This is a genomic window from Maribacter sp. UH1 (genome assembly GCF_056839145.1).
Genome location: NZ_CM166387.1, coordinates 4,349,390 through 4,371,714, shown reverse-complemented (window position 1 = coordinate 4,371,714; position 22,325 = coordinate 4,349,390). Strand labels below are relative to the sequence as shown.

The 22,325-nt window shown below is 33.7% G+C and carries 19 protein-coding genes; 8 read left to right on the top strand and 11 right to left on the bottom strand.

Features of this window, described 5'->3' with window-relative positions:
* Positions 1–79: 79 nt before the first annotated feature.
* The 5 genes from UH1x_RS18955 to UH1x_RS18935 all read right to left on the bottom strand — a co-directional run bounded on the left by UH1x_RS18955 (position 80) and on the right by UH1x_RS18935 (position 8,949).
* On the bottom strand, positions 80–4,969 hold the full coding sequence (locus UH1x_RS18955; RefSeq protein WP_482623569.1) for a DNA repair ATPase: 4,890 nt from the start codon (positions 4,967–4,969) through the stop codon (positions 80–82).
* Between the two features lie 62 nt (positions 4,970–5,031).
* Positions 5,032–7,098 carry an SPFH domain-containing protein gene (locus UH1x_RS18950; protein ID WP_215939250.1) on the bottom strand — a complete coding sequence of 689 codons (2,067 nt, stop codon included), beginning with the start codon at positions 7,096–7,098 and terminating at the stop codon, positions 5,032–5,034.
* A 14-nt stretch (positions 7,099–7,112) separates the two neighbouring features.
* On the bottom strand, positions 7,113–7,823 hold the full coding sequence (locus UH1x_RS18945) for a hypothetical protein (protein ID WP_482623567.1): 711 nt from the start codon (positions 7,821–7,823) through the stop codon (positions 7,113–7,115).
* A 4-nt stretch (positions 7,824–7,827) separates the two neighbouring features.
* Positions 7,828–8,541, bottom strand: a complete 714-nt coding sequence (locus tag UH1x_RS18940) for a PspA/IM30 family protein (RefSeq protein WP_405414713.1) — start codon at positions 8,539–8,541, stop codon at positions 7,828–7,830.
* Positions 8,542–8,553: 12 nt separating this feature from the next.
* Positions 8,554–8,949, bottom strand: a complete 396-nt coding sequence (locus tag UH1x_RS18935) for a type III secretion system chaperone family protein (protein ID WP_405414716.1) — start codon at positions 8,947–8,949, stop codon at positions 8,554–8,556.
* Positions 8,950–9,189: 240 nt separating this feature from the next.
* Between UH1x_RS18935 and UH1x_RS18930 the strand changes: the two genes are divergently transcribed.
* A complete protein-coding gene (locus tag UH1x_RS18930) occupies positions 9,190–9,945 on the top strand; it encodes a helix-turn-helix domain-containing protein (RefSeq protein ID WP_482623564.1) in 756 nt (251 codons plus the stop codon).
* Between the two features lie 56 nt (positions 9,946–10,001).
* Here UH1x_RS18930 and UH1x_RS18925 read toward each other — a convergent pair whose 3' ends face one another.
* The gene (locus UH1x_RS18925; protein WP_027067037.1) at positions 10,002–10,193 is read right to left on the bottom strand and encodes a cold-shock protein; all 192 of its coding nucleotides are present in this window, start codon (positions 10,191–10,193) and stop codon (positions 10,002–10,004) included.
* A 281-nt stretch (positions 10,194–10,474) separates the two neighbouring features.
* On the opposite strand from UH1x_RS18925, the gene UH1x_RS18920 reads away from it, so the two are divergent.
* Entirely contained in the window at positions 10,475–11,317 is an 843-nt protein-coding gene (locus UH1x_RS18920; protein ID WP_482623561.1) for a hypothetical protein, read from the top strand.
* Positions 11,318–11,320: 3 nt separating this feature from the next.
* Here UH1x_RS18920 and UH1x_RS18915 read toward each other — a convergent pair whose 3' ends face one another.
* From UH1x_RS18915 to UH1x_RS18905, 3 genes are all read right to left on the bottom strand, one after another.
* Positions 11,321–12,160 carry an aminotransferase class IV gene (locus UH1x_RS18915; RefSeq protein WP_482623559.1) on the bottom strand — a complete coding sequence of 280 codons (840 nt, stop codon included), beginning with the start codon at positions 12,158–12,160 and terminating at the stop codon, positions 11,321–11,323.
* 153 nt (positions 12,161–12,313) lie between these two features.
* Positions 12,314–13,504: a PQQ-dependent sugar dehydrogenase gene (locus UH1x_RS18910; RefSeq protein ID WP_482623557.1), complete on the bottom strand. Its 1,191-nt coding sequence runs from the start codon at positions 13,502–13,504 to the stop codon at positions 12,314–12,316.
* Positions 13,505–13,652: 148 nt separating this feature from the next.
* A complete protein-coding gene (locus UH1x_RS18905) occupies positions 13,653–14,282 on the bottom strand; it encodes an SDR family oxidoreductase (protein ID WP_482623555.1) in 630 nt (209 codons plus the stop codon).
* 184 nt (positions 14,283–14,466) lie between these two features.
* Between UH1x_RS18905 and UH1x_RS18900 the strand changes: the two genes are divergently transcribed.
* Complete coding sequence (locus UH1x_RS18900) at positions 14,467–14,751, top strand: hypothetical protein (RefSeq protein ID WP_482623553.1); 285 nt, start codon at positions 14,467–14,469, stop codon at positions 14,749–14,751.
* Positions 14,752–14,814: 63 nt separating this feature from the next.
* Here the strand turns inward: UH1x_RS18900 and UH1x_RS18895 are convergent, their stop codons facing one another.
* Entirely contained in the window at positions 14,815–15,915 is a 1,101-nt protein-coding gene (locus UH1x_RS18895; RefSeq protein ID WP_482623552.1) for an alkene reductase, read from the bottom strand.
* A 209-nt stretch (positions 15,916–16,124) separates the two neighbouring features.
* Here UH1x_RS18895 and UH1x_RS18890 point away from each other — a divergent pair, with 209 nt between their 5' ends.
* The 5 genes from UH1x_RS18890 to UH1x_RS18870 all read left to right on the top strand — a co-directional run bounded on the left by UH1x_RS18890 (position 16,125) and on the right by UH1x_RS18870 (position 20,666).
* Positions 16,125–18,377 carry a TonB-dependent receptor gene (locus UH1x_RS18890; RefSeq protein ID WP_482623550.1) on the top strand — a complete coding sequence of 751 codons (2,253 nt, stop codon included), beginning with the start codon at positions 16,125–16,127 and terminating at the stop codon, positions 18,375–18,377.
* A 78-nt stretch (positions 18,378–18,455) separates the two neighbouring features.
* On the top strand, positions 18,456–19,298 hold the full coding sequence (locus UH1x_RS18885; protein ID WP_482623548.1) for a helix-turn-helix domain-containing protein: 843 nt from the start codon (positions 18,456–18,458) through the stop codon (positions 19,296–19,298).
* 90 nt (positions 19,299–19,388) lie between these two features.
* Positions 19,389–19,565 carry a hypothetical protein gene (locus tag UH1x_RS18880; protein WP_405414746.1) on the top strand — a complete coding sequence of 59 codons (177 nt, stop codon included), beginning with the start codon at positions 19,389–19,391 and terminating at the stop codon, positions 19,563–19,565.
* A 113-nt stretch (positions 19,566–19,678) separates the two neighbouring features.
* On the top strand, positions 19,679–20,212 hold the full coding sequence (locus tag UH1x_RS18875) for a carboxymuconolactone decarboxylase family protein (protein WP_482623546.1): 534 nt from the start codon (positions 19,679–19,681) through the stop codon (positions 20,210–20,212).
* Positions 20,213–20,279: 67 nt separating this feature from the next.
* Positions 20,280–20,666 carry a hypothetical protein gene (locus UH1x_RS18870; protein WP_036154402.1) on the top strand — a complete coding sequence of 129 codons (387 nt, stop codon included), beginning with the start codon at positions 20,280–20,282 and terminating at the stop codon, positions 20,664–20,666.
* Between the two features lie 94 nt (positions 20,667–20,760).
* On the opposite strand, the gene UH1x_RS18865 is transcribed toward UH1x_RS18870, so the two are convergent.
* Positions 20,761–22,314 carry a DEAD/DEAH box helicase gene (locus UH1x_RS18865; RefSeq protein WP_482623544.1) on the bottom strand — a complete coding sequence of 518 codons (1,554 nt, stop codon included), beginning with the start codon at positions 22,312–22,314 and terminating at the stop codon, positions 20,761–20,763.
* Between the last annotated feature and the right edge of the window lie 11 nt (positions 22,315–22,325).

Here is a 22,325-nt window from a genome sequence, read left to right as displayed (position 1 = left end):
GTGCAAAACTACATCTTTATTTTGACGTGAAAGCTTGAATTTCAGTAATAAAAGAAAAACTATCTTATATATTTAAACCTTAATCATTATTTAGTCCCTTTTCAAGAACCGATTTGATACCGGCAAGATTATCAGAGAATTCCATCATCTGCGAAAGTACTTGAGCCATCTCATTGGCATTACCAAACCCTTTTAATTTATTGTTCTTTACAAATTGCTCCTTTATAGCACTCCAACGAGCATCTTCTTCCGTAGTAAGATTACCGATCAGCTCATTGTACTTTAACAAGTTTGCTTCTGCAGAACCAGTTAAAGTCTGCGCTTCATTCTCATAATGTGAACGTAAAAGCGTGTTCAATTCCCGCTCATTCATTATAGGCACAATCTGAGCCACCAATTTATTCATATCTCTATAAGAGCCTTGAAGTTTAAAAGAAGGTTCTGTACGGTATTCATCTTGCATTGCGGCACTTTTAATGTACGTTGCATTTACTTTCAACAATACATCTCTTACCCGCAATACTTTTTCGAGAACCTTTTTATATTCTTCAACTTCTTGACTAGAATGGTTTCCAATTAATTGACCCTCATCAGATTTAGATTCAATTTGTTCTACCAATGTATACACATCATCAAATTCTTTACTCGCCAATTGTTGTAAAATAGGATTTGCTGTAAGTGAATTTTCTACAAGGCTGAGTCTAAATAAATGTTCGGTTTCGCCAATAATATCACCAAGGTTATAAATATCGGCACGGTTGGCTAACATATCTGGAATCTGAAATTTCTCTCCGCTTTCCGTATATGGGTTACCTGCCATAATTACGCAGAATTTTTTACCACGTAAATCGTATGTTTTAGGCTGACCTTCGTATACACCTTCTATCTTACGAGTACCATCTGATAAAGAAATGAACTTTTGTAAAAATTCTGGATTACAATGCTGAATATCATCAATATAAAGCATGACATTATTCCCCATTTCAAAAGCAAGGTTCAGCTTTTTAAGCTCTTCACGAGCAGCACTGTTTTTTGCAGAGGCTGGATCTACATTGGTAACCTCATGACCAATTGCCGGTCCATTTATTTTAACGAAAATTAAACCAAGTCGGTTTGCTATATATTCCATCAAGGTGGTTTTACCATACCCTGGTGGCGATATTAAAAGCAACATACCCATTCTATCGGTACGTTTGTTTGCACCTACCGTACCTAGTTGTTTCGCTAAATTGTTACCGAAAATTGGAAGATATACTTCATCAATTAATTTATTACGTACGAAAGACGTAAGCACTCTTGGCTTAAATTCCTCTAACTTTAAATCAATTTTCAGCTTTTCGGTTATTTCGTGTTTTGTCTTTTTAAACTTTAAAAATGCCGGAACTTCATCTGACACAAATAAGCTCATTCTAGAAATGAAATCATGATAATTGAACGTATAAACTCCTTCAACAATAGTTTCATGAGAACCCCTTAAGTCTTTTAAACTTTCATTCGGTGAAACTGCTTTGATTTTAGAAGCAGACTCATCTCTAAACAGAATGGCTCCTACAATTTCATTTTCATATCTGTTTAAATTAATATTAGCATCGACATCTTTTTTAGATTTTAAAAATGCACCTACCCATTGTTTCACCAAACGAACTTTAGATGAAAATTTTGGAGCTTCTTCAACACTTTTCTTAAACTTTAAATCTGCATTTTGAGATTTAAGTAATTTTAAAAATTCATCTTTTAATTGAATAGCAAAGCCACTATACACGAATTCAGAATCCGATTTTAGTTCTTCAAACAAATAATCAGCAATATCTTCGCTTAATAGCGTGTCAAATAGCTTTGTTTCTTCAGAAAAGACTTCTATTTTCTTTTTTAATCCTTCAATGATAGAAGCGTATTCTTTAGATTCAGGAAAATATTGCAATACCTCTCCTGCAGCTTTTAAACCTTTATCTAATTCGGCTTTAACATCTTTATCCAAATCATACCAGAAAAATTGGGCATACCCACGAATTTCTGGTCGGTAAGTAAGTAAATCTAATTCATGGTGTTTATGTACCAAAAGCTTCAGTATTCTTGAAGCATCAACATCATGAACCCCTTTTATATAGCCTTCAGAATAGTCGTTTCTACTTTGTTCTTGAACAAGCTTCAACAACTCTTCATCACTTAAAGGAAGTAAATCGTCTTCGGTGAACTTTGAAAATATTTTGTAACCTAAATATGCAGCACGATAAATATCATCGGTTTCAGAAATATATTCCTGATTCCATAAGTGCCTATTCTTAACAAATTCTTCATTGTTCAGTACTTTGTAAAAATCGGTTCCTGTTAAATGATAATTGAGTTCGTTATCATGAAAAACAATGGTAAGGTCTAACTGTTGTTTGTTAACGCCGAATTTGTGTTTACCTAATCTAATAACACTATCGCCATCTTCATAAAGATCAAGCTTATCCTTTAACTTTCTAAGAGCATCTTCCCTAGCCGTTTTCAATTGGGTTTCAATCTCTTCAGCTTTACCACTATCATCAAGCTCTTGCAATTGAGAAATAATATCACGCAGCTTATTGATCATTAAATCTGACGCAAAGTATCCGTTGATTTCTACGGCAGAATTAAAACTCTGTGCCTTTTTCTGTACCCCTTTTAATATTCTGGCTGATGCATTGGCTAATGCGCTAGATTTTTTATTCCGTTTTTCAATTAAAGAGTTCTTTCTAGCATCAAAAGCAGCATAAACCTCTTCTCTCTTTTCAATAATAGTCTCGATAAATTCTTCAAAATCGGTGAATTTACCCTCTAGTTCCTCTAATTGAATAGATGTTTTAGTTTGATATTCATCACACTTTTCTGGTGTAGATGCCATATCTAGGTAATTGATGATACTCTGATCGATCAATTTCAATTGTGCAGCAAACTCTGCCTTGGCTTCAGATATACCAAGAGAATTTCTTTTGTTTTTTAAAGCCGCCTTAAGTTCATTTATAGTTGAGAAAATCAATGAAATATCATCGATTATCTTAGTGGAATGGGCAGTATCTTCAATTTCTAGATTAGAAACTATATCGATCAGCATTTCTAGTTGCGTACTGATCTCATTAATTTCTTCTTCCTTCTCTTTAGCTACAATTACCTTTTCAACAGTAGCTATAAATTCTTTTTTATCTTTTAAAGCGTCATGGTATGGTTGTAATGCATTCGGGTTTAAAAGAAACTGAACACAACGTTCTGATATTTTTTTGGTCTGCTCCCCTATTTGTTCTTCCAGGACCTCAATATATTCTAAATCAATATATCGTACTTCTTTAAGCGAAATAGCTTCACCTCTTAAAGATCGCAACCTGGTAAGTAATGCAACAAACTCATCAATACTTTTAAATGAGGTGCTTTTGATTTTATTAAATAACTCCTCAGAATTCTGTTGAATTAGTTTTGATTGATTTTGAGCATTTTTACGGAGTTGAACCACTTTTTCAAACTCATCAATAGCAGCGTTAGATGCTTTGTTGATTTCTTCAATAGGCTCGTTTAATTGATGTGTATCTGGCTCTGGCAACCAATAATACGCATCTAAAATATCTTTCGAGAACTTTGCAATATCACTATATAGTCCGGCGTAGTTGTCGTTTTTATTCAACAATGTAATTAAGCCATTGACTTCTGCCATAGCCTTTACAATATCTTTGTTTCCTATTTTATAAAGTAAGGTGTCTTCATGCTGTGAAGGCACGTAATCACCTTTTAAATAAGGTGTTTGCCAAATTTGAACAACATGGTGCTTGGTTTGTTCTTGCTCTGTTTTGAAATAACAAAGTTCACCGTTTTCTAAAATCGTAAATCCGTTACAGATTATCGGTGTCTTAATAACCTGACTTATGATATTATAAGACATGAGGTTATATAAACCTTCTGCAGCAGAATAAAAAACATAAAGAAAATCTTCTCCATTCGGAGAAATAATACGTTCTTGAAATTTTACATTAGAGATAGCATTATCAAAAATGTGATACTCTCCCGTTTGCAAGTAATACCCTGTTGGAAAGATGATACCTTGATCATCTGGCAGTAAAATACAGGCATCTTTAACAGAATCAATTTTTTGAACCTCTCGCATTTTGTCATTAAAAACAAAATAACGGGCAGCTTCTTGAAATGGTTTTATCTCTAAAATTAAAAGGTTGCCTAAATCTCCAAAACGATATTGACCGTCATCTAAAGTTTGGTCAACATATTCTACGGGTTCATCTAAAATACCCTTACCTTCAGCAGTATTGTCCTCAATTTTAATGGTAAGATCACCGCCAATGGTTTCTACAAATACTCGGTCTTTAATTGAAACATGAGAGTGAACTCCATAACGATGCATATCTCTAGTAGCTTCTTGCCATTTAAACTCTTGTTGAACAGGAAATTTGTATTCATGTTCGCTACGGTTATCAATATATTTTAGCGAATTGTCTACCACTAACCATTTAAAGGTTTTGATATCCGTAGGACTCTCACTTAGCTGAAAAACCATATGTAGATAATTTCCAATTACAGCAAAGTTGGAAAATATCGTATTTCTATAGTATTTATATAAATTGGTGAAATCTGTTTTAAAGGTCGCATCTTCTAACAGATCAAGATCAGCAGCTTTAAAACTGTTATCTGTAAAAGTGTAACTGCTAAAAACATCTTTAATATTTATTTCGGTTCTAAGACCAAAATGAACATTATACCCGAACAGGCAAGTGTCACCAAAAGAAACAATATCTCTTGCTATACAATTGTTCTCTGTATTGATTCTATCATTCGCAATAAGTTTAGTTTCTAATGATCCAAAAACGGTTTTTCTATCATCGTTTAGATTAATTAGCTTACTCTGTAACAATTCCTTCTGCTTTTGCAGTCGGTTTTTAATTACATCATAAGTACCACCATCTAAAATATGTTCTTCCGTTTTGTCTGTTCGGGATTCTTCTGCCATAAAAATAACTAGGCTTTAGTACTACATTAATAAATTACTTTAAAACTCTAAGTGTTAAGCGTCTATTTTAATTTTTTATCGCCCATACCTAACCCTTTTGCAAGGTTAAATAGATTGCTAAACAGCGTTTGCTCTTCACTATCGTTAGACTTTGATTTTAAGTCCATCAGTAAATTTGCTATAGTTACGTTTTTAAGGTCTTCAGTAGAGATACCATATTTATCAGCGAATTCTTTTACCTTTTCCAAAAGATTCCCTTTGACATCATCGCTGCCTAAAATAGCATCTTTTACATCTTGTATGTTAGTACTGTTTTCAACCAATCTATCATAGCCTTTACCTTTGGTTATTTGACCGATAATTTGATCAAAGAACATGGTCTCACCACCAACAATATCAATCTTGGCAGCTTTTAATGCATCACCAATAACCTGTGCTTGTGCATCGGCAATATCTTTCTGGATATTAATGTGGGCAAGATCAACTTGTAATTCTTTGTCTAAACGCAGTTTAAATTCTTCGTGTTCTTTACCAACACCATCTAATTTCTTCATTGCATTTGCCTTCTCTTCTATACCAGCAGCATCTGCCATCGCTTTTTCTTTGATAACATCAGCCTCTGCTAATCCATCTTTACGCTTAGCTTCTGCTTTTGCTTCAATACCAACAGCTTCAGCTTTGGCTTTCTTCTCAATGATGATGGCTTGTACAATTCCTTCACGTTCAAAGGCATCTGCTTTCGCATGCATAACTTGAGCTTCAGACATACCCACCGTTGCCTCTTCTTTAGCTTGTGCTTCCGCTAAAATTTTACGTGCTTCAGCCTCTTTCTCACTAGCCTCTTTATGAGCCAATGCTTCAATATTGATTTCTTCCGCTTTTTGTTTTGCAGCCTCTTTTTGAGCCTCTGCCGCTTTAATCGTTTTAATTAAATCTTCTTGAGCGTTTGCTTCAGCAATTGTAATCTTCACTTGTTTCTCACGATCGGCAGTTTTGAAAGCTTCAATATCCTTCATGTTCTCTTGCTCTTCTACTACTCCTTTTTCAAGAGTAACACGATCACGAATAACATCTTGTATATTCTTTTTCTCTACTTCAACAACTTTTTCTTTTTCAATCTGTGCCAGCGTAACAACTCTTTCTCTTTCCGTAGCTTCTAAAAGTCTGTCTTTTTCTACTCTTTCCGTCTCTACGGCATCTGTACGTTGCTTGTTTTTCAAAGCGACAATAATTTGACGCTCCATATTCTCTTCAGCAACTTTTACTTTTTCTTGGGTAGCAATACGAGCAGTTTCTGACTTTAAACGCTCTTCTTCGGAAACTTTTAAAGTTTCTGCCTCTTCGCGAGATTTTATGTTCGCGATTTCTCTTTTTTGTTGTTCTTCTTTTTCCGCTAACTGCTTGTCTAGCTCTAGAATAGCTTCACGAGCTTCTACGTCTTGTTTACGAATGGTTTTCTCCTCGTCACGCTTAATAAGGTTTGATTTTACATTTTGTGCAGCCGTAAGGTCATTAATCTTCTTGATACCTTCTGCATCAAGAATATTATCTGCTTTCAAATGCGCTACGGCAGTTTGCTCCAGATAATCTATGGCACAATCTTCTAAGGTATAGCCATTTAGGTCAATTCCAATAATATCAACGATCTCATCTCTAAACTCTCTACGCGCTTCATATAATTGAATAAAATCGAACTTTTTACCAACGGTTTTTAAGGCTTCGGAAAACTTGGCTTCAAAAAGCTCTTCAAGTGTTTCTTGTCTAGAAGCTCTTTGCACACCAATGGTCTGAGCAACTTTTTTAATAAGGTCAACTTCATTATTTACCCTAACGAAGAATGCTACTTTAATATCTGCACGCATATTATCCTTACAGATAAGACCTTCTGTCGCCAATCTTTCAATTTGAATTTTCTTTACTGAAATATCCATAACTTCAACTCTATGAAATACTGGCACTACATACAGACCTTTGTCCGTAGCTACTTTAGTTCCTCCAAATCCGGTTCTTACCAAGGCTTGACCTTGATGAACTTTTTTGTAGAACATTGCTATGATTGCAAAATAAACAATGATAAGGAAGAGGATTACCCCCAAACCTATACCGATAATTGAAAAGATGGATTCCATAAATGATTTAAGTTTTATTGGTTATAAGATTGTACTAAAAAGTGTGTGTGATCCGCAGATCGTTTGATGATTAAAACCGAACTACCGTAGGTTAACGGTTTACGATCCAAAGATTTTACATAGATAGAATGACTATTACCATCTGCTTTTACTTCTGCATTACCCATTTTATCTTCGCTAATATTAGATAACAAAGTGGCTTGCCTGCCCAAAAAATCAACAGGAGCATCGCCATCTTTATTCAGTTGCTTGAAAAAGCCCTTGAACGGAGTGGTAAATAATTTATTGACGAACAATGCTGGAAAAAGCGAAGCGATCATAATAATAAATCCTATATAATTGTCATAGGTAAACGTCAATGTGGTCGCTAAAGTTGTAATCAACCACCAAACAAATATCCAGCAGGTAAACGTGAACATAAAAGGCAGTCCTACAAAGTTGAAATAGATAAGGAATATTTGCCACCATTTTAGTGGTCTACGTCTCTTTCCTATGACATCTTCCTGGTTGACTTCAGTGTTAGAAATATCTTCAAAATCAAGATTACCACCTTCAATACCAGCGTCTAGATCTACATCGGCGTCTACATCTATATCGACATCAACATCTAGGTCAAAATCAAGACCACCTATCATGGTTATGATCCAATACACCAGAAGGAGTATCAATAATAAGGTTAACGTGATATTTACCTCAGAAAATAATATGTCTATTAGTTGATTCAAATTTTTATTTTTTGGATTTGTTAAACCCTAGTTGTTCTTTAAGTTTTTGAAGTTCGTCATCTGCAGCGGCTTCAGTAGTATCGGCAGCTTTGTCAAGTTCTTCATCTATAGATTTACTCGAATTTGCGATATCACCATAAGCTTCTGCCAAGGCTTCTTCTTGCGCAATTTTCTCCTTCATTCTTTCAAGCATAGAAACAGTACCGGTGCTATCCAATTCAGCCATTTGCTTGTTTAGGTTTTTGGTGGCATTACTAACCTTAACACGTGCTTTAAGTGTTTTAAGCTCATTCTCCCAATTGCCTATGTTTGCTTTTAAAGCTTCTACATTACCTTGCATTTGACTCACATTAGCTTCAAATTTTTCAGTTTCGGTTTTTGTAGCTTCTAATTGCTTTTCATTGGTTTCCTTCTGCATTAAAGCTTCTTTAGCAAGTCTGTCCGCTTCAGCAGCGTCCATTTCTTTACTATTAGCCTTCTTTAAAATTATAATGGCTTTATCTTGATACTCTTTTGCTTTATTTTTATAAACATCTTGATCGTTCTTAGAACGTATGGCAAGTGCTTTAACTTGTGCAAGAGCCTCTAAACTTTTTTCCAAGTCTAGCTTCATATCCCTAATGCCTTGTTCGGTCATCTTAATAGGATCTTCCATTTTATCAATTGCTGAATTAGTTTCAGCCTCTCCTATTTTAAATAGTCTTTTAAATATATTCATGATTTTTTATTTTTAGTATTTAGAAAATTCAATTATTTGATCTGAGTATTCACTCATTAATAAGCTTAGAGAATTTAAGCTGGCTTCTATTTCATTTAAGTCCATATTCTCGATCTGTAACGTATCTCTGAATATGACCCTGTTTGCGGTTTCATCAAGAACGAAAGCTCCATGAATGATATCTCTATTCTTCTGTAGTAAACTTTTAAATATCTTTTCAGATTGATTATGAACAGAAAATATAAATTGTTCCATAATCAAAATTGGAGGTGATACTCCTAGAATGAGATTTTTAATTCCGAAATCTTCTTTCTCTACAACCAAAATACCGTCTGCTCTATTCTCTTTAACGATATTAAAGTTTAATTGAAGAAGATAATCTCTGGTTATATTAAAATGGTTTTTCATATTGGTTAGTTTTTGTAGGTGGATTCTTAGATTCAATAATACAACATATTATTGGTGTGTTTTCTTAAAATCAGATTAAGAACGCTAAAATGTAAACAACGACGATGAACATAATATTGTGTTTTAAATTGGTTAATAAAAAATAACAGCTCAAAATAATAGCAATTCAAATATTTATTGCTAATTTTGTTAGACAAATATAATACTATTTTTAGTATTTGCAAATATTATTAGCAAAAAATGTCATACTTCGGGAAGAATATCAGAAAAATTAGAAGCTTAAAAAGCCTTAGCCAACAGGCATTTGCTGAGCTGTTTGACCTTAAAAGAGGGACTTTAGGTGCATATGAAGAAGGAAGAAGTGAACCTAAATTAGAGACACTAATAAAAATTGCTAATTATTTTAGCATACCTATTGATGACCTACTCACAACTGAATTAACGGTCAATAATTTATTAAAATTCAAAGGCAATTTAACAGTAGAACAAGATTTAGGTGAACAAGAATTTTTTATAAAAGTACCTTGTATTACCGCATTAAATCAAAGTGATTATCTTAAGTATTACAGTAAAGATTCTTACATACAAGACTTACCTTTTTTATCATTACCTATAAATCCTGATAAAAAATTTAGAGCTTATACCGTACAGAATTTAGAAATGAGCAAGAACGAATCTGGCATGTTTCCTAAAGATATTGTTATTGGTGAATTAATACCGCCTGAGGTTTATTCTAAACTGAATAATGGGACTTTAGTATTTACGGTAACCAATCAAAATATCATTTTAAGAAGATTATTTATTACAAATGATAATTTTGTACTACGTGCCGAACATAAAAATGTTGATGATATCTTACTTGATTTAAAAGCGATTAAAGAGATGTGGCGTGTTAGGTATGTGTTTTATCATAGATTACCGGAGACCAACTTTAACTTAGAAGAAAAATTATTTCAGTTAGCACAAGATTTTGATAAACTCAAAAAAGAGCGATAATAAAAAAGCCCTTCATTTCTGAAAGGCTTTTTCTTAAACTTGAAAGTATATATGTCTTAGATAACTTTAACGTTCACTGCGTTTAAACCTTTGTTACCTTCTTTAAGTTCAAATTCAACTTCATCGCCTTCACGAATCTCATCGATTAAACCAGAAATGTGTACAAAGTGGTCTTTTTCAACTCCTTCTTCAGTGATAAAACCGAAACCTTTTGTGTCATTGAAAAATTTTACTGTTCCTTTACTCATTGTAATGTAATTTAATTTATAATACTTATTAAGGCGCAAAGATGACGCCAATAGTTGAGAAACAGCGTTTAAAGTTCTTTTATATCTGTTTTTTGTGAAGACTTTAAGAGTTTTCGTACTTAAATTGAGTTAATAGAAGGTTTGTGGTCATATTATTTCTCAAATAAACCATCCCAAATCTGAAAAATAACTGATTTATTGAATTTATGTTCAATTGTATAATCATAATTTATAATACTTTAGTAGAAACAACTTCATAACAACATACAATACTCATTTCAATGAAAAACTTATTCTTGTTCAAAAATGTCCTGTTTGGGCTACTATCTACATTATTTATTTCTTACAGTATTATAGCCCAAGAACCTAAATTCAATATTTCTAAAGATTTACTGTTAGTTCAATTAGATTGCAAAACAGATATAGACGATTTACACACTGCAGCCGGTTTGGCAACACTTTTAAAACATCCAGATTACAAAGATTTAAATTACTTCGCTGTTGCTGGTACTTATGGCATTCAAAAAGGATTATATGTTCCGCCAAATGAATTAATGAAAATGGCGTTTAAAAGTAATTGGGCAGATGCGGACAAGGAATGGGAAGCATCTTTAGATAAAGTGGTCTATAAAGCGCTGAAAACGATAAAAGACGGAGGTTCGGTTTGGGTTGCCGAAGCTGGGCAATCAGATTTCACTGCAGATTGGGTAAAGAAGTTGTCAGAAAAGAACTCTTCAATAAATATAAAAGAAAGTATTCATGTAGTTCAACATAGCGATTGGAACGAATCTGTTACTGAACCAACTAAATTAAAGTATGCTCAAACTGTAACGGACTACCATAAAATAGCAGATGGTAATGAGGTTGGCAATGGTACACCGGGTTTAAAGTCTGATGGTAAGGTTGATTGGGAATCTAAATTAAACGATGAACATTTGACCAAAGTTTGGAATACTGCTATTCGTTTAGGAAATGAATATAATGGTAAGGACGGCAGATATTTAAATGAAAGTGTTGCAGAAGGCGGATTGGATTTTTCTGATTTAAGTGAAGTTTGCTATATTTTAAACCTTATGAGCATTAAAAATACAGATGAGTTCTTTACCTATTTTATGGTAGAGTAAAACCTATTTTAGTTTTAAAAAGGCCTCTTGCAATCTTTTTGTAATGGGGCCTTTTTTACTTCCTGAATATAGCTGGTGGTCATCAATATTTTGAATAGCTGCAATTTGTGTACTGGTACCTGTTAAGAAGGCTTCATCAATACTTTCAATTTCAGCTACCTTAATGGCTTTTTCTATAATTTTAATACCAAGTAAGTGGCATAGTTCAATGACTACAATTCTGGTAATACCATTAAGAATATGCTCATCTGCTGGGTGAGTATATACTGCTCTGTCTTTTACAAAAAATAAATTACTGTGAGATGCCTCCGTAAAAACGCCATTTCTATGTAAAATGGTTTCATAACAATCATGCTGCATAGCTTCTTCGTTCAGCATTACATTTCCTAAAAGAGAGGTCATTTTAATATCGCATCTAGACCACCTAAAATCTTTTCGTGTAATAACATGTGCATTCACCAAATTTATTTCAGGCAAAAGTTTTGGTACAGCATACATCATTACTGTTGGTTTTATGTTTGACGGAAAAGAATGTTGTCGCGGTGCTACTCCCCTAGTAATCTGTATGTACAGCATACAGTCCACATCTGTCAATTGAGCAGCGTGTAATAATTTGGGTATTTCATTTTTAAGAATAGCTACATCAAAATCAATATTAACTTTATGTAAACCGGATTGCAGTCTTGCCAGGTGCTCTTTTTTATAAAAGAAATTTCCATTTATTTGAACCATAACCTCATAGAGACCGTCACCGAAAATAAATCCGCGGTCAAAGACAGAAATTTTTGCTTCAGCAGAATCTACAATCTGTCCGTTTAAATAAACTTTATCTGGATAACTCATATTATTTTAAAACCTATTAAGTATTAATGGAGCATTAAGGTTATAACTATGTACAATTGAACCATAAATATAGCTACAGAATAAATAACTCTGGCATGGTTGCATAAAAAAAGCAGCCTTATGGGCTACTTCTTTATACATTTTATCTATTTATTAATTGTTGCTGGCTAAAGCTGTTTTGTTATAAGATAACCTATAAATGGCATCACCATAATCATCTGATATAAGCATAGATCCATCTTTTAAAACTAACATATCTACCGGTCTACCTGAAGCTTTTTGTTCAGATTCATCTAACCAGCCATCAATGAAAATTTCGTTATTTACAACTTCGCCATCTTCAATATCAACCATCATAATTCTATAGCCTACTTTCTTACTTCTGTTCCAAGAACCGTGTTCCGCAATGAAAGCTTTGCCCTTATATTCTTCTGGGAACATAGTACCTGTATAAAATTTTATGGCCAAAGGAGCAACGTGAGCATCTAGCTGCAAAGCAGGGTCAACAAAATCTGAACAAGGTCTTAAATCTCCAAATTCTGGATCTTTAACAATACCACCATGGCAAAATGGATACCCAAAATGCTGACCAGCTTCGGTAACTGTATTCAATTCGCAAGGAGGAATATCATCTCCCAACATATCACGACCATTATCTGTAAACCACATTTGCTTTGTATCAGGATGCCACGTAAAGCCAACTGAATTTCTAACTCCTCTAGCATATATTTCACGATTACTACCATCAGCATCCATTCTTGAAATCGTCGCAAAACGTTCATCTTCATCGGTTCGGTTACAAATATTACATGGTGCACCTACCGGTACATATAATTTATCATCAGGTCCAAAGGCTATGTATTTCCACCCGTGGTGAAATTCCGTCGGAAAATCATCATAGATCAATTCCTTCTCTAACTCACCATCTATTTGGTCTTCAATATTTGGGTATTTCCAAAGACTACCTGGTTGCGCAACATATAAATCACCATTTCTCATGGCAATTCCGTTAGGCACTTCCATAGTATCAAGCACTATAATATTGTCCGCTTTAAAATCTCCATTAGTATCTTGTATGGCATATACATTATTTTCTGTTCTAGTGCCTACGAACAATGTTCCGTTATCACCCATTGCCATAGAACGAGCGCCGTCTACTCCCCTAGCATATACTTCAATTTGAAAACCTTCTGGAAGATTCAGGTCTAGTAACGCCAAATCCGTACTATCAAGTTCAATTTCTTTTGCCGTACTATCATTGTTTTCTTTCTTATTTTCTTTACAGGAGTGTAATGCTATAACTACGGACAAAACCATAGCTAATTTTAAAAATGAAGTTTTCATATAGAGGTAGTTTAATTTGATACGAAGATACACAACAGGATTTACTATCAAGATTTTTTGAATACAGTTGTAGATTATTATAATTAAAAAAAAGTCTGTCATAACCAAGTTATGACAGACTTTAACCAACCAAACAATATTTTAATATTTAGGAGTTTCCATCCATAGCCTTGCCAATAAGGGTGTCACCTTGTATAATTTCAAATGTACTATTTATGGCAGCATCATCATGTAAAGACCTTACCAGTGTTTGTGCAACATCATCTCTAGTAATGGAGCCTTGCTTATTCAATTTTGATTTAAGTTCGATTTTACCTGTGCCAGCATCATTGGTCAATGATCCCGGTCTAACTATTGCGTACATTAAATTTTTAGATTTAAGGTATTCATCGGCATTGTGTTTTGCTTTTAAGTACTCTTTTAAATCACTGGCTTCCTCAGGATTGTCCGCACCCATCGAACTTAACATGACAAACTTTTTAATATTCGCTTGCTTAGATGTATCGATAAGATTTTTTGCACCTTCTTGATCAACTTCAACTACTTTTTTACCACCAGATCCGGCAGCAAAAATCACTTTATCAATATTTTCTACAGTATGTGATAAGTCTTTTTCTAAATCACCTAAAACCGTTTTTATATTATCTTTTTCAAATTGTTCTTGCTGCTCTTTTTTGCGCACCATGGCTACTGGTTCAAAGTATTGAGAACTTTTTAAAAGGTTAACTATTTTTTTTCCTGTGGTACCGTTAGCACCAGCAACTAATACATTTTCCATCTTCAAATTGTTTATTTGCAAGTTGGCTAAAATATACAGCTATCATTAATTCGTAAAAAGAAAATCTTAATGCTAAACGTTTGTTTCCTCAGTTTTAGCTAGCCTATTTAATTGAGCTCATAACCATTTGTTTTGTGCTAACAGGAACAAATAAGAAAAGGTAATTTTCAAAAAAAATATTCATATGAAAACTGAAAATAAAACAGAGACTTATAATTCTGATATTCCCCAAGAAGATTTACAAGCTTTAGGAGAAAAGGTGAAAAACACCCGTACGGATAATGGTGATGATAGCCAATTATACGACAGAAATAGAAAAGTTGATTTTGCTGGAAAAGATTTAGATATACCTGGTAGAAGTCTTCCTCAAAATAAGGTTTCAAAATCTTTAAAAGATGAAGAGAACCAGTTATATAGTTTAGGTGGTGCTGAAAATGAAAATTTAGAACATAATAACGATGATATTTAATTAGTGTTATTACACAACATTAAAAAAGGCAGCCATTGGCTGCGTTTTTTTTATACATTATTTTTAATTATTCTTTCCATAAGTTGGGTAGTCTAAATATCCTTCTTTTCCTGGTGTGTAAAAGGTATCGGTATCCCAATCTGCTAATGGGTAGTTGTATGTAAACCGTTCCACCAAATCAGGATTGGAAATAAACGGTTTACCGAATGCCACCAAATCCGCATTACCCTCTTCGATTACCTTGTTGCCTGATTCTTGATTAAAACCAGCATTGATCATTAGAGTACCATTATAAAGAGGTCTAAAATGTTTTGCAATGTGTTTTACTGCAAACGGTATATTAGAAACATCATTAAAAGGTTCGGATAAATGCACATAGGCTAAATTGTAGTCATTTAACTTTTTAATGATATGCTCAAAAGTAGGAATTGTTTCCTCGTCCATGGTAATACCGAACATTCCGTTTAAAGATGGGTTAAATCTAACACCGATTTTTTCTTGTGCGATAGCCTCTTTAATAGCATCTAATACTTCAAAAAAGAAACGAGTTCTATTTACAATGCTTCCTCCATACTCATCCGTTCTGTGGTTAGATGTTCCATTAAAAAATTGATGAAATAAGTATCCATTGGAAGAGTGAATTTCAACACCGTCAAATCCTGCTTCCATAGCATTTATAGCTGCGTTCTTAAAATCTGCTACCGTTTGCTTAATGTCTTCAATGCTCATGGCTTTTGGTGTAACCGTATCTTTAAATCCTTCTGGAGTATATGACTGTGCATTCGGGTTTATGGCAGATGGCGCTAAAGGCAATTCACCATTATGGAAATCTGGGTGAGACATTCTACCCACATGCCAAAGTTGTATGAAAATCTTACCTCCCTTATCATGTACTGATTTCGTTACTTTTTTCCAGCCTTCTACCTGTTCTTTTGAATAAATGCCAGCTGTATTTACATAACCAACGGCATCTTTAGAAACCTGCGATCCTTCAGTAATAATTAATCCTGCGGAAGCTCTTTGCGAATAATAGGGAGCATGTAAATCTTCTGTAGGGATATTACCTTCATTAGCAGCTCTACTTCTTGTCATAGGTGCCATAACCACCCGATTTCTTAGGTTTAAAGTTTTATTATAAGGGGTTAATAATGCTTGATTGCTCATATGTCTATATTTTGTAAAGTATGTTTTTTGTCGTACAAAGTTCAAATAATAACAAGTAGTTTATTGACTCTAATCGTTAAAACAATGTTATAAAACGTATAAAAAATAGATTGCTTCACCAATATTTTATTTTTGTTATTCTAAAAAAAAACCTTTCTAGATTTTTATCGTAGGTAGAGATAATGACAACTTTTCCAAAATATTATTTTATGATTCATAGCCGTAAATGGGCACTAAAACTTACCATATGTATTTTTATATTGAGTGCGACAACAGTTGTAAATGCCCAAACTTTAAAAGGTAATGTTACCGATGCCGAAGGTATTGCTTTAGAAAACGTAGGAATCTTTAATCAGACTTCAGGTGAACATAGCCATACAAATTTATCAGGTACATTTTCGCTCACTTCTACATCGGTAAATGACTCTGTTTATTTTTCTAATTTAGGATTTAAAACATTTATTCTTGTAGTAAATCAAGACCATTTAAAAGAGGGTATAAATATCACTTTAGAAGAATCTAGTATTAATTTAGAACAGGTTGTGGTCGTTTCTAAAGTTGATGCCATGAGTAGAATTGTGAATGTAGATGTACAGAACGACCCTGTAAAATCCTCTCAAGAGATTCTTAGAAAAGTGCCGGGTCTGTTAATTGGTCAACATGCCGGCGGTGGTAAAGCTGAGCAGATTTTTTTAAGAGGATTTGATATTGATCACGGTACCGATGTAGCCATAAGTGTAGATGGTATGCCGGTAAATATGGTATCTCATGCACATGGTCAAGGGTATGCCGATTTACACTTTGTAATACCGGAAACTATAGATAATATCAACTTTGGTAAAGGTCCGTATTACGCGGACAAAGGCGATTTCAATACAGCCGGTTATGTAGATTTGAGTCTTAAGAAAAGCATTGATAAGAGTATGGTCTCTTACGAAGCGGGACAATTTAATACAAACAGATTTGTAGGTCTTTTCAATGTTTTAGAAAGCAGTAAGAGTAGCGCATATGTAGCATCTGAGGTATATTTAACTGACGGCCCATTTGATTCTCCACAGAATTTTAACCGTGTAAATATTCTAGGACGATATAATTATAAGGATATAGGGAAAGAGGAATTAACTTTAACTGCATCGCGTTTTCAAAGTAAGTGGGATGCTTCTGGACAAATTCCACAACGCGCAATTGACCAAAGAATAATAGGTCGTTTTGGTGCTATAGATGATACAGAAGGCGGACAAACTAGTAGAACAAATTTAATGTTGAACCATACTAAATTTTTAGGTGAAGATCAATTTTTAAAAACAAGGGCTTTTGTCAGTAAATATGATTTTGAGTTGTTCTCAAATTTCACCTTCTTTTTAGAAGACCCAGTAAATGGAGATCAAATACGCCAGTATGAAGATAGAACCATAATGGGAGCTGAAACTGTCTTTGAACAAATAGATATAGCCGTTGGTGCAGATGACAGGTTTAAATATTCTGCGGGAATAGGATTTAGAAACGATAACGTAGATGATGTAACCTTAGAGCATACTTTAAACAGGAAGACGGTTTTAGAACAATATGCCTTTGGTGATGTAGATGAAACCAATATGCACGGTTTTGTTGACGGTGAATACAAAACAGGTAACTGGACATTTAATCCGTCCGTTCGGTTCGACTATTTCAACTTTGACTATGAAAACAAACTGAGTGAATTATATGATAATAAAAGCGAAAACAAGGCTATAGTGAGTCCTAAATTGAACACTATTTATTCAGTAAATAAAGACTGGCAGTTATTCTTGAAAACTGGCTTAGGTTTTCATTCAAACGATGCCCGTGTAGTTACGGAAAACGAAGGTAGAGATATTCTTCCAAGAGCATATGGTGTTGATTTTGGAACTATAGTGAAGCCAGTGGATAAATTGGTGTTGAACGCAACCTTATGGGGCTTATTTTTAGATCAAGAGTTTGTATATGTTGGTGATGCAGGTATTGTTGAACCAAGTGGAAAAACTAGAAGAGTTGGTGTAGAAGTTGGTGCACGATATCAAATGTTAGATTGGTTATATTTATATAGTGATGTTAATTATACCTATGCTAGAAGTACAGAAGAAGCTGATGGGGAAGATTATATTCCACTAGCACCAGATTTTACTGCTGTAGGCGGATTGTCTTTTAGTGATATTGGTAATTTTTCAGGTAATTTGAATTATAGATATTTAGGTGATAGAGCGGCTAATGAAGATAATAGTATTGTTGCAGAGGGTTATTTTGTAACAGATTTAAACCTAAACTACCATATCAATAATTGGACAGTTGGTGTAATTGTTGAAAATCTATTCGATACCGAATGGAACGAAACTCAGTTTGCTACAGAAAGTAGACTGTTCAACGAAACCGCATCAGTAGAAGAAATTCATTTTACACCTGGTACTCCGTTTTATTTAAGAGGTAAGGTTGCTGTTAGATTTTAAAGAGTTGTTCTAAAAAGATTTTAAAAGGATGATTTGTTACTTCTGTAATGAATCATCCTTTTTTTAGACCAAGGCAGCATGCAAGAAGTTTTTAAAGATTTTAGTACCGGTGGATTACTGAAAATTGGTAATGAATTATTACTAGAATCTTATAGAAAACCAAAGCAAGCCGGAATCTATATCTTTATAAGAACCACAAATCAAAAAGCTTCTATAGAAGTAGATGGTGTTCCATATACCATTTCTGAAAACAGTTTACTGGCATTAACACCAATTCAGTTCTTACATTATACAGAAGGCAGTAATTTGATCGTCTATCAATTTAACAGAGAGTTTTACTGTATAAAAGACCATGATCAAGAAGTTAGCTGCGCTGGCTTATTGTTTTTTAGTAATGCACATATTCCCGTTATAGATTTAGAAGAAAAACAACAACGAAAGTTTGATACGCTGCACGAGGTGTTTGTTGATGAGCTAGAAACTGAAGATACCATTCAAGCAGAAATGCTTCGTATGCTTATGGCTCGTTTTATGATTATGAGTACGCGACTACTTAAAGCAAAAGAAGGGTTTAGCGAAGCTACCAATGATGTCAAAGTAGATTTGCTCAGAAACTTCAATTTGCTGGTTGAAGAATATTACAAATCGGAACATTCGGTTGCTTTTTATGCCGATAAGTTATTTAAATCTCCAAAAACACTCTCCAACACATTCTCAAAATTTAATACCACTCCCCTACAAATTATTCATGAGCGTATTATTCTTGAAGCAAAGAGATTACTTATTTATACAGATAAGACCACAAAAGAAATTTCTTATGAAATTGGTTTTGAAGATGCCTCTCATTTAAGTCGCTTATTTAAAAAACAAACTCAGCAATCTCCGTCTGATTTCAAGAAACAACTTAAAAAATCATTTTAGGGAAAAATTGACAATACCTCGGGTAAAATTGCCCGTTTTAAGATTCTTAATACCTAGATCTTTGTAGTGTAGAATTAAAACATCAAAGACATGAACTTAAAACACAAATCAATCTTCAATTTAATTGAAATATTTACCTCTAAGAAAACGGTTATACCTAACACTATCAATGTAGATAAGCATTGTCAACATAATCATTTGTCAGATTACTATTGTGATTCTGATAGTACTTCAAGACTAACAAAAGCATTCGGTTCTTTTTTATAAAGGAAAAATTGACATGTAGAAAGGAAGTCTCTACATAATAAGAGTTCCATAGCGAAGCTACCTTTGTACCAGATAATTTAAAGAACAAATCAATAATAATTAAACATAAAAATATGAGCACATTTAATATACCAACAAGAGAAGATGTAAGCGAAAACAATAAAGCGATTTTCGATAATTTAGAAAAAGCTTTGGGCTTTGTTCCTAACTTATATGCAACATATGCAAATAGTGATACGGCATTAGAAAACTACTTGAATTTTGCCAACGCAAAAACATCATTATCAGCTAAAGAGAAAGAAGTTGTCAATTTAGCGGTTAGTGAAGTAAATAACTGTGTCTATTGTTTGTCTGCACATACGGCAATAGGTAAAATGAACGGATTTACTGATGACCAAATTCTTGAACTAAGAGCAGGTAAAGCATCTTTTGACTCCAAATTGGATGCTTTGGCTCAATTAGCAAAAAACGTTACAGAGAATAGAGGACGTACAGATGAAAAAGTTTTAGAAAATTATTTTGCTGCTGGTTATACAAAAGCAAATTTAATTGACACCATTTCATTAGTAGGTGACAAGACAATATCAAACTACATACATAGCACTACTCAGGTGCCAGTTGATTTTCCTGAAGCAGTTGCTTTATAAATACAATTTTACAAACAATAATTATTAATCTATCCATTAGAGCAAAAGCTCACTAAATTTTAAACACATGAAAAAAGTATTATCAATTTTAGTAATCGTATTAGCATTTTCTTTCAACGCAAACGCTCAAGACAAAATGATGAAGCAACCAGTTAAGAAAATTGCTTTAGAGCAAACAACTGGTGAGTTTACACAAAAATCAATTACAGTTAGCGAAGGAACTTATGTTTTTGATGTTGCGAACAACAACGTGGGTAAAGACGTTGGTTTAGTTTTGGTTAAAAAAGGTATGGATGCATCTAAACCAGAAAATCATATCCAAACGGCTTATGTAACAGCTGCGGTTAAAAATAATACTGTAGGTCATTCTAAAGCTACAAAATTGGAAAAAGGAGAATATGTATATTTCTGCCCTTTAAACCCAACTCCGCAATACAGTCTTATTGTTGAATAAGAAGTAATTAGCTATAAATAAAAAGGGCTGTTCTTTAAGAACAGCCCTTTTCGTTTTTATAATATCTATGGAAATAGAAAACTATTTTCTTTGATTAATCTTCTGGCGGATGCCCGTGAATATCTTCAAATACCCTATCGAAATTTTCACGTAAGTAAGCATTCAATTTTTTTTGGTAATCATCTTTCAGCCAGCTTAAGAAATTATATGTACTCTTACTTATGCATTTTCCATATACATGAATACGATTATCAATATCTTCCTTTAACAATTTTGCTAAAGCTAGTGCATCATAAACATCTTCACTATTTTCAATACACATATAAGCATGATGTGCAATGGATCGTTCTAAAACAACTTTTGAAGATTCCCCTGCAAACGTTGCCGTTTCGTAAGTTTCTTTAATATCAAAATAAGTGTCTTCTGAGTTCTTGAATTCTGCTTTTACTTCTTCGGAAAGCTCAAGTTTAAAATCACTTTCAATATCCTCATCATCCTTAATACGGTCCATGTAGAAATTGGGAGACTTGAATATAGCTCCCCAATCTAAATCTGCACCCCATGGTCCAAAACGATAAAGGTTGTTACCTAAATCTATAACCGTAAATTTAGATTTGTTATTCAAAACCCTAGAACCCCTACCGATCATTTGATAATAAAGAGTAAGAGATTTTGTTGCCCTATTTAAGATAATAGTATCAATAGTAGGCTCATCAAAACCTGTGGTCAATATACTTACGGATGTTAGTATAGCATCAGGTGTTTCTTTAAACCATTTTAATATTTGCTTACGCTGCTTTTTGGTAGCAGTATTATCAAGATGCATAATATTTAGACCAGCAGCTTGAAAAGTATGGTATACCTGTATAGAGGTTTCAATACCATTGTTGAAAATCAATGTCTTTTTACCTTTAGAATGTTTGGTATAAGCTTCTAATAGCTTACTTAACATTGCAGGGCTTGTATATAGATCAGCCGAAGATTTTACGGTATAATCACCATTAGATCCAATTTCAAGAGACGTAAGTCCCATGTCGTACTGAAATACCTCCGCTCTTGCCAAGAAATCATTGGCAATAAGATTTTCTATGGTTTCACCTGGTATAAGCTCATCATAGTTTTTGTTCATTGGTAAGTCCTTGTTAGAACTTAACGGGGTTGCCGTAACACCAAGAACAAAAGAATTTTCGAAGAACTTAAAAAGTTTTGTGAAAGAATTATAGTGAGCTTCATCAATAATAACCAAACCAACATCAGAAATATCTAGTTGGTCATCGTTCAACCTATTGTTTAAGGTTTCTACCATGGCTACATAACAACTGTAACGTTCATGGTCATCAAGATTAGCCTTGCTGTTTACTACTTTATTAACAACGCCAAAACTAGTAAGCATGGCAGAAGTTTGGTTACAAAGTTCAATACGATGCGTCATTACCAAAACCTTCTTATTGTGGTTTTTGAGGTATTGACGTACCATTTCTGAAAAAATCACTGTTTTACCACCACCGGTAGGCAATTGGTATAGAAGGTGATAATCTTCTCGTTCTGAATCGAACTTGTCAAAAATTTGTTGAATAGCTCCTTGTTGATAGCTGTAAAGTTCCTTGTCGGTCTTTCTATCTTGTAATTCAAAAACTGTCTCTTGCATAAAATCTTCTC

Coding starts and splice junctions, on each gene's coding strand:
- UH1x_RS18875 (WP_482623546.1), top strand. CDS start 19,679: ATGAGCACATTTAATATACCAACAAGAGAAGATGTAAGCGAAAACAAT.
- UH1x_RS18950 (WP_215939250.1), bottom strand. CDS start 7,098: ATGGAATCCATCTTTTCAATTATCGGTATAGGTTTGGGGGTAATCCTC.
- UH1x_RS18915 (WP_482623559.1), bottom strand. CDS start 12,160: ATGAGTTATCCAGATAAAGTTTATTTAAACGGACAGATTGTAGATTCT.
- UH1x_RS18955 (WP_482623569.1), bottom strand. CDS start 4,969: ATGGCAGAAGAATCCCGAACAGACAAAACGGAAGAACATATTTTAGAT.
- UH1x_RS18900 (WP_482623553.1), top strand. CDS start 14,467: ATGAAAACTGAAAATAAAACAGAGACTTATAATTCTGATATTCCCCAA.
- UH1x_RS18910 (WP_482623557.1), bottom strand. CDS start 13,504: ATGAAAACTTCATTTTTAAAATTAGCTATGGTTTTGTCCGTAGTTATA.
- UH1x_RS18895 (WP_482623552.1), bottom strand. CDS start 15,915: ATGAGCAATCAAGCATTATTAACCCCTTATAATAAAACTTTAAACCTA.
- UH1x_RS18890 (WP_482623550.1), top strand. CDS start 16,125: ATGATTCATAGCCGTAAATGGGCACTAAAACTTACCATATGTATTTTT.
- UH1x_RS18880 (WP_405414746.1), top strand. CDS start 19,389: ATGAACTTAAAACACAAATCAATCTTCAATTTAATTGAAATATTTACC.
- UH1x_RS18905 (WP_482623555.1), bottom strand. CDS start 14,282: ATGGAAAATGTATTAGTTGCTGGTGCTAACGGTACCACAGGAAAAAAA.
- UH1x_RS18920 (WP_482623561.1), top strand. CDS start 10,475: ATGAAAAACTTATTCTTGTTCAAAAATGTCCTGTTTGGGCTACTATCT.
- UH1x_RS18885 (WP_482623548.1), top strand. CDS start 18,456: ATGCAAGAAGTTTTTAAAGATTTTAGTACCGGTGGATTACTGAAAATT.
- UH1x_RS18925 (WP_027067037.1), bottom strand. CDS start 10,193: ATGAGTAAAGGAACAGTAAAATTTTTCAATGACACAAAAGGTTTCGGT.
- UH1x_RS18865 (WP_482623544.1), bottom strand. CDS start 22,314: ATGCAAGAGACAGTTTTTGAATTACAAGATAGAAAGACCGACAAGGAA.
- UH1x_RS18940 (WP_405414713.1), bottom strand. CDS start 8,541: ATGAATATATTTAAAAGACTATTTAAAATAGGAGAGGCTGAAACTAAT.
- UH1x_RS18935 (WP_405414716.1), bottom strand. CDS start 8,949: ATGAAAAACCATTTTAATATAACCAGAGATTATCTTCTTCAATTAAAC.
- UH1x_RS18930 (WP_482623564.1), top strand. CDS start 9,190: ATGTCATACTTCGGGAAGAATATCAGAAAAATTAGAAGCTTAAAAAGC.
- UH1x_RS18870 (WP_036154402.1), top strand. CDS start 20,280: ATGAAAAAAGTATTATCAATTTTAGTAATCGTATTAGCATTTTCTTTC.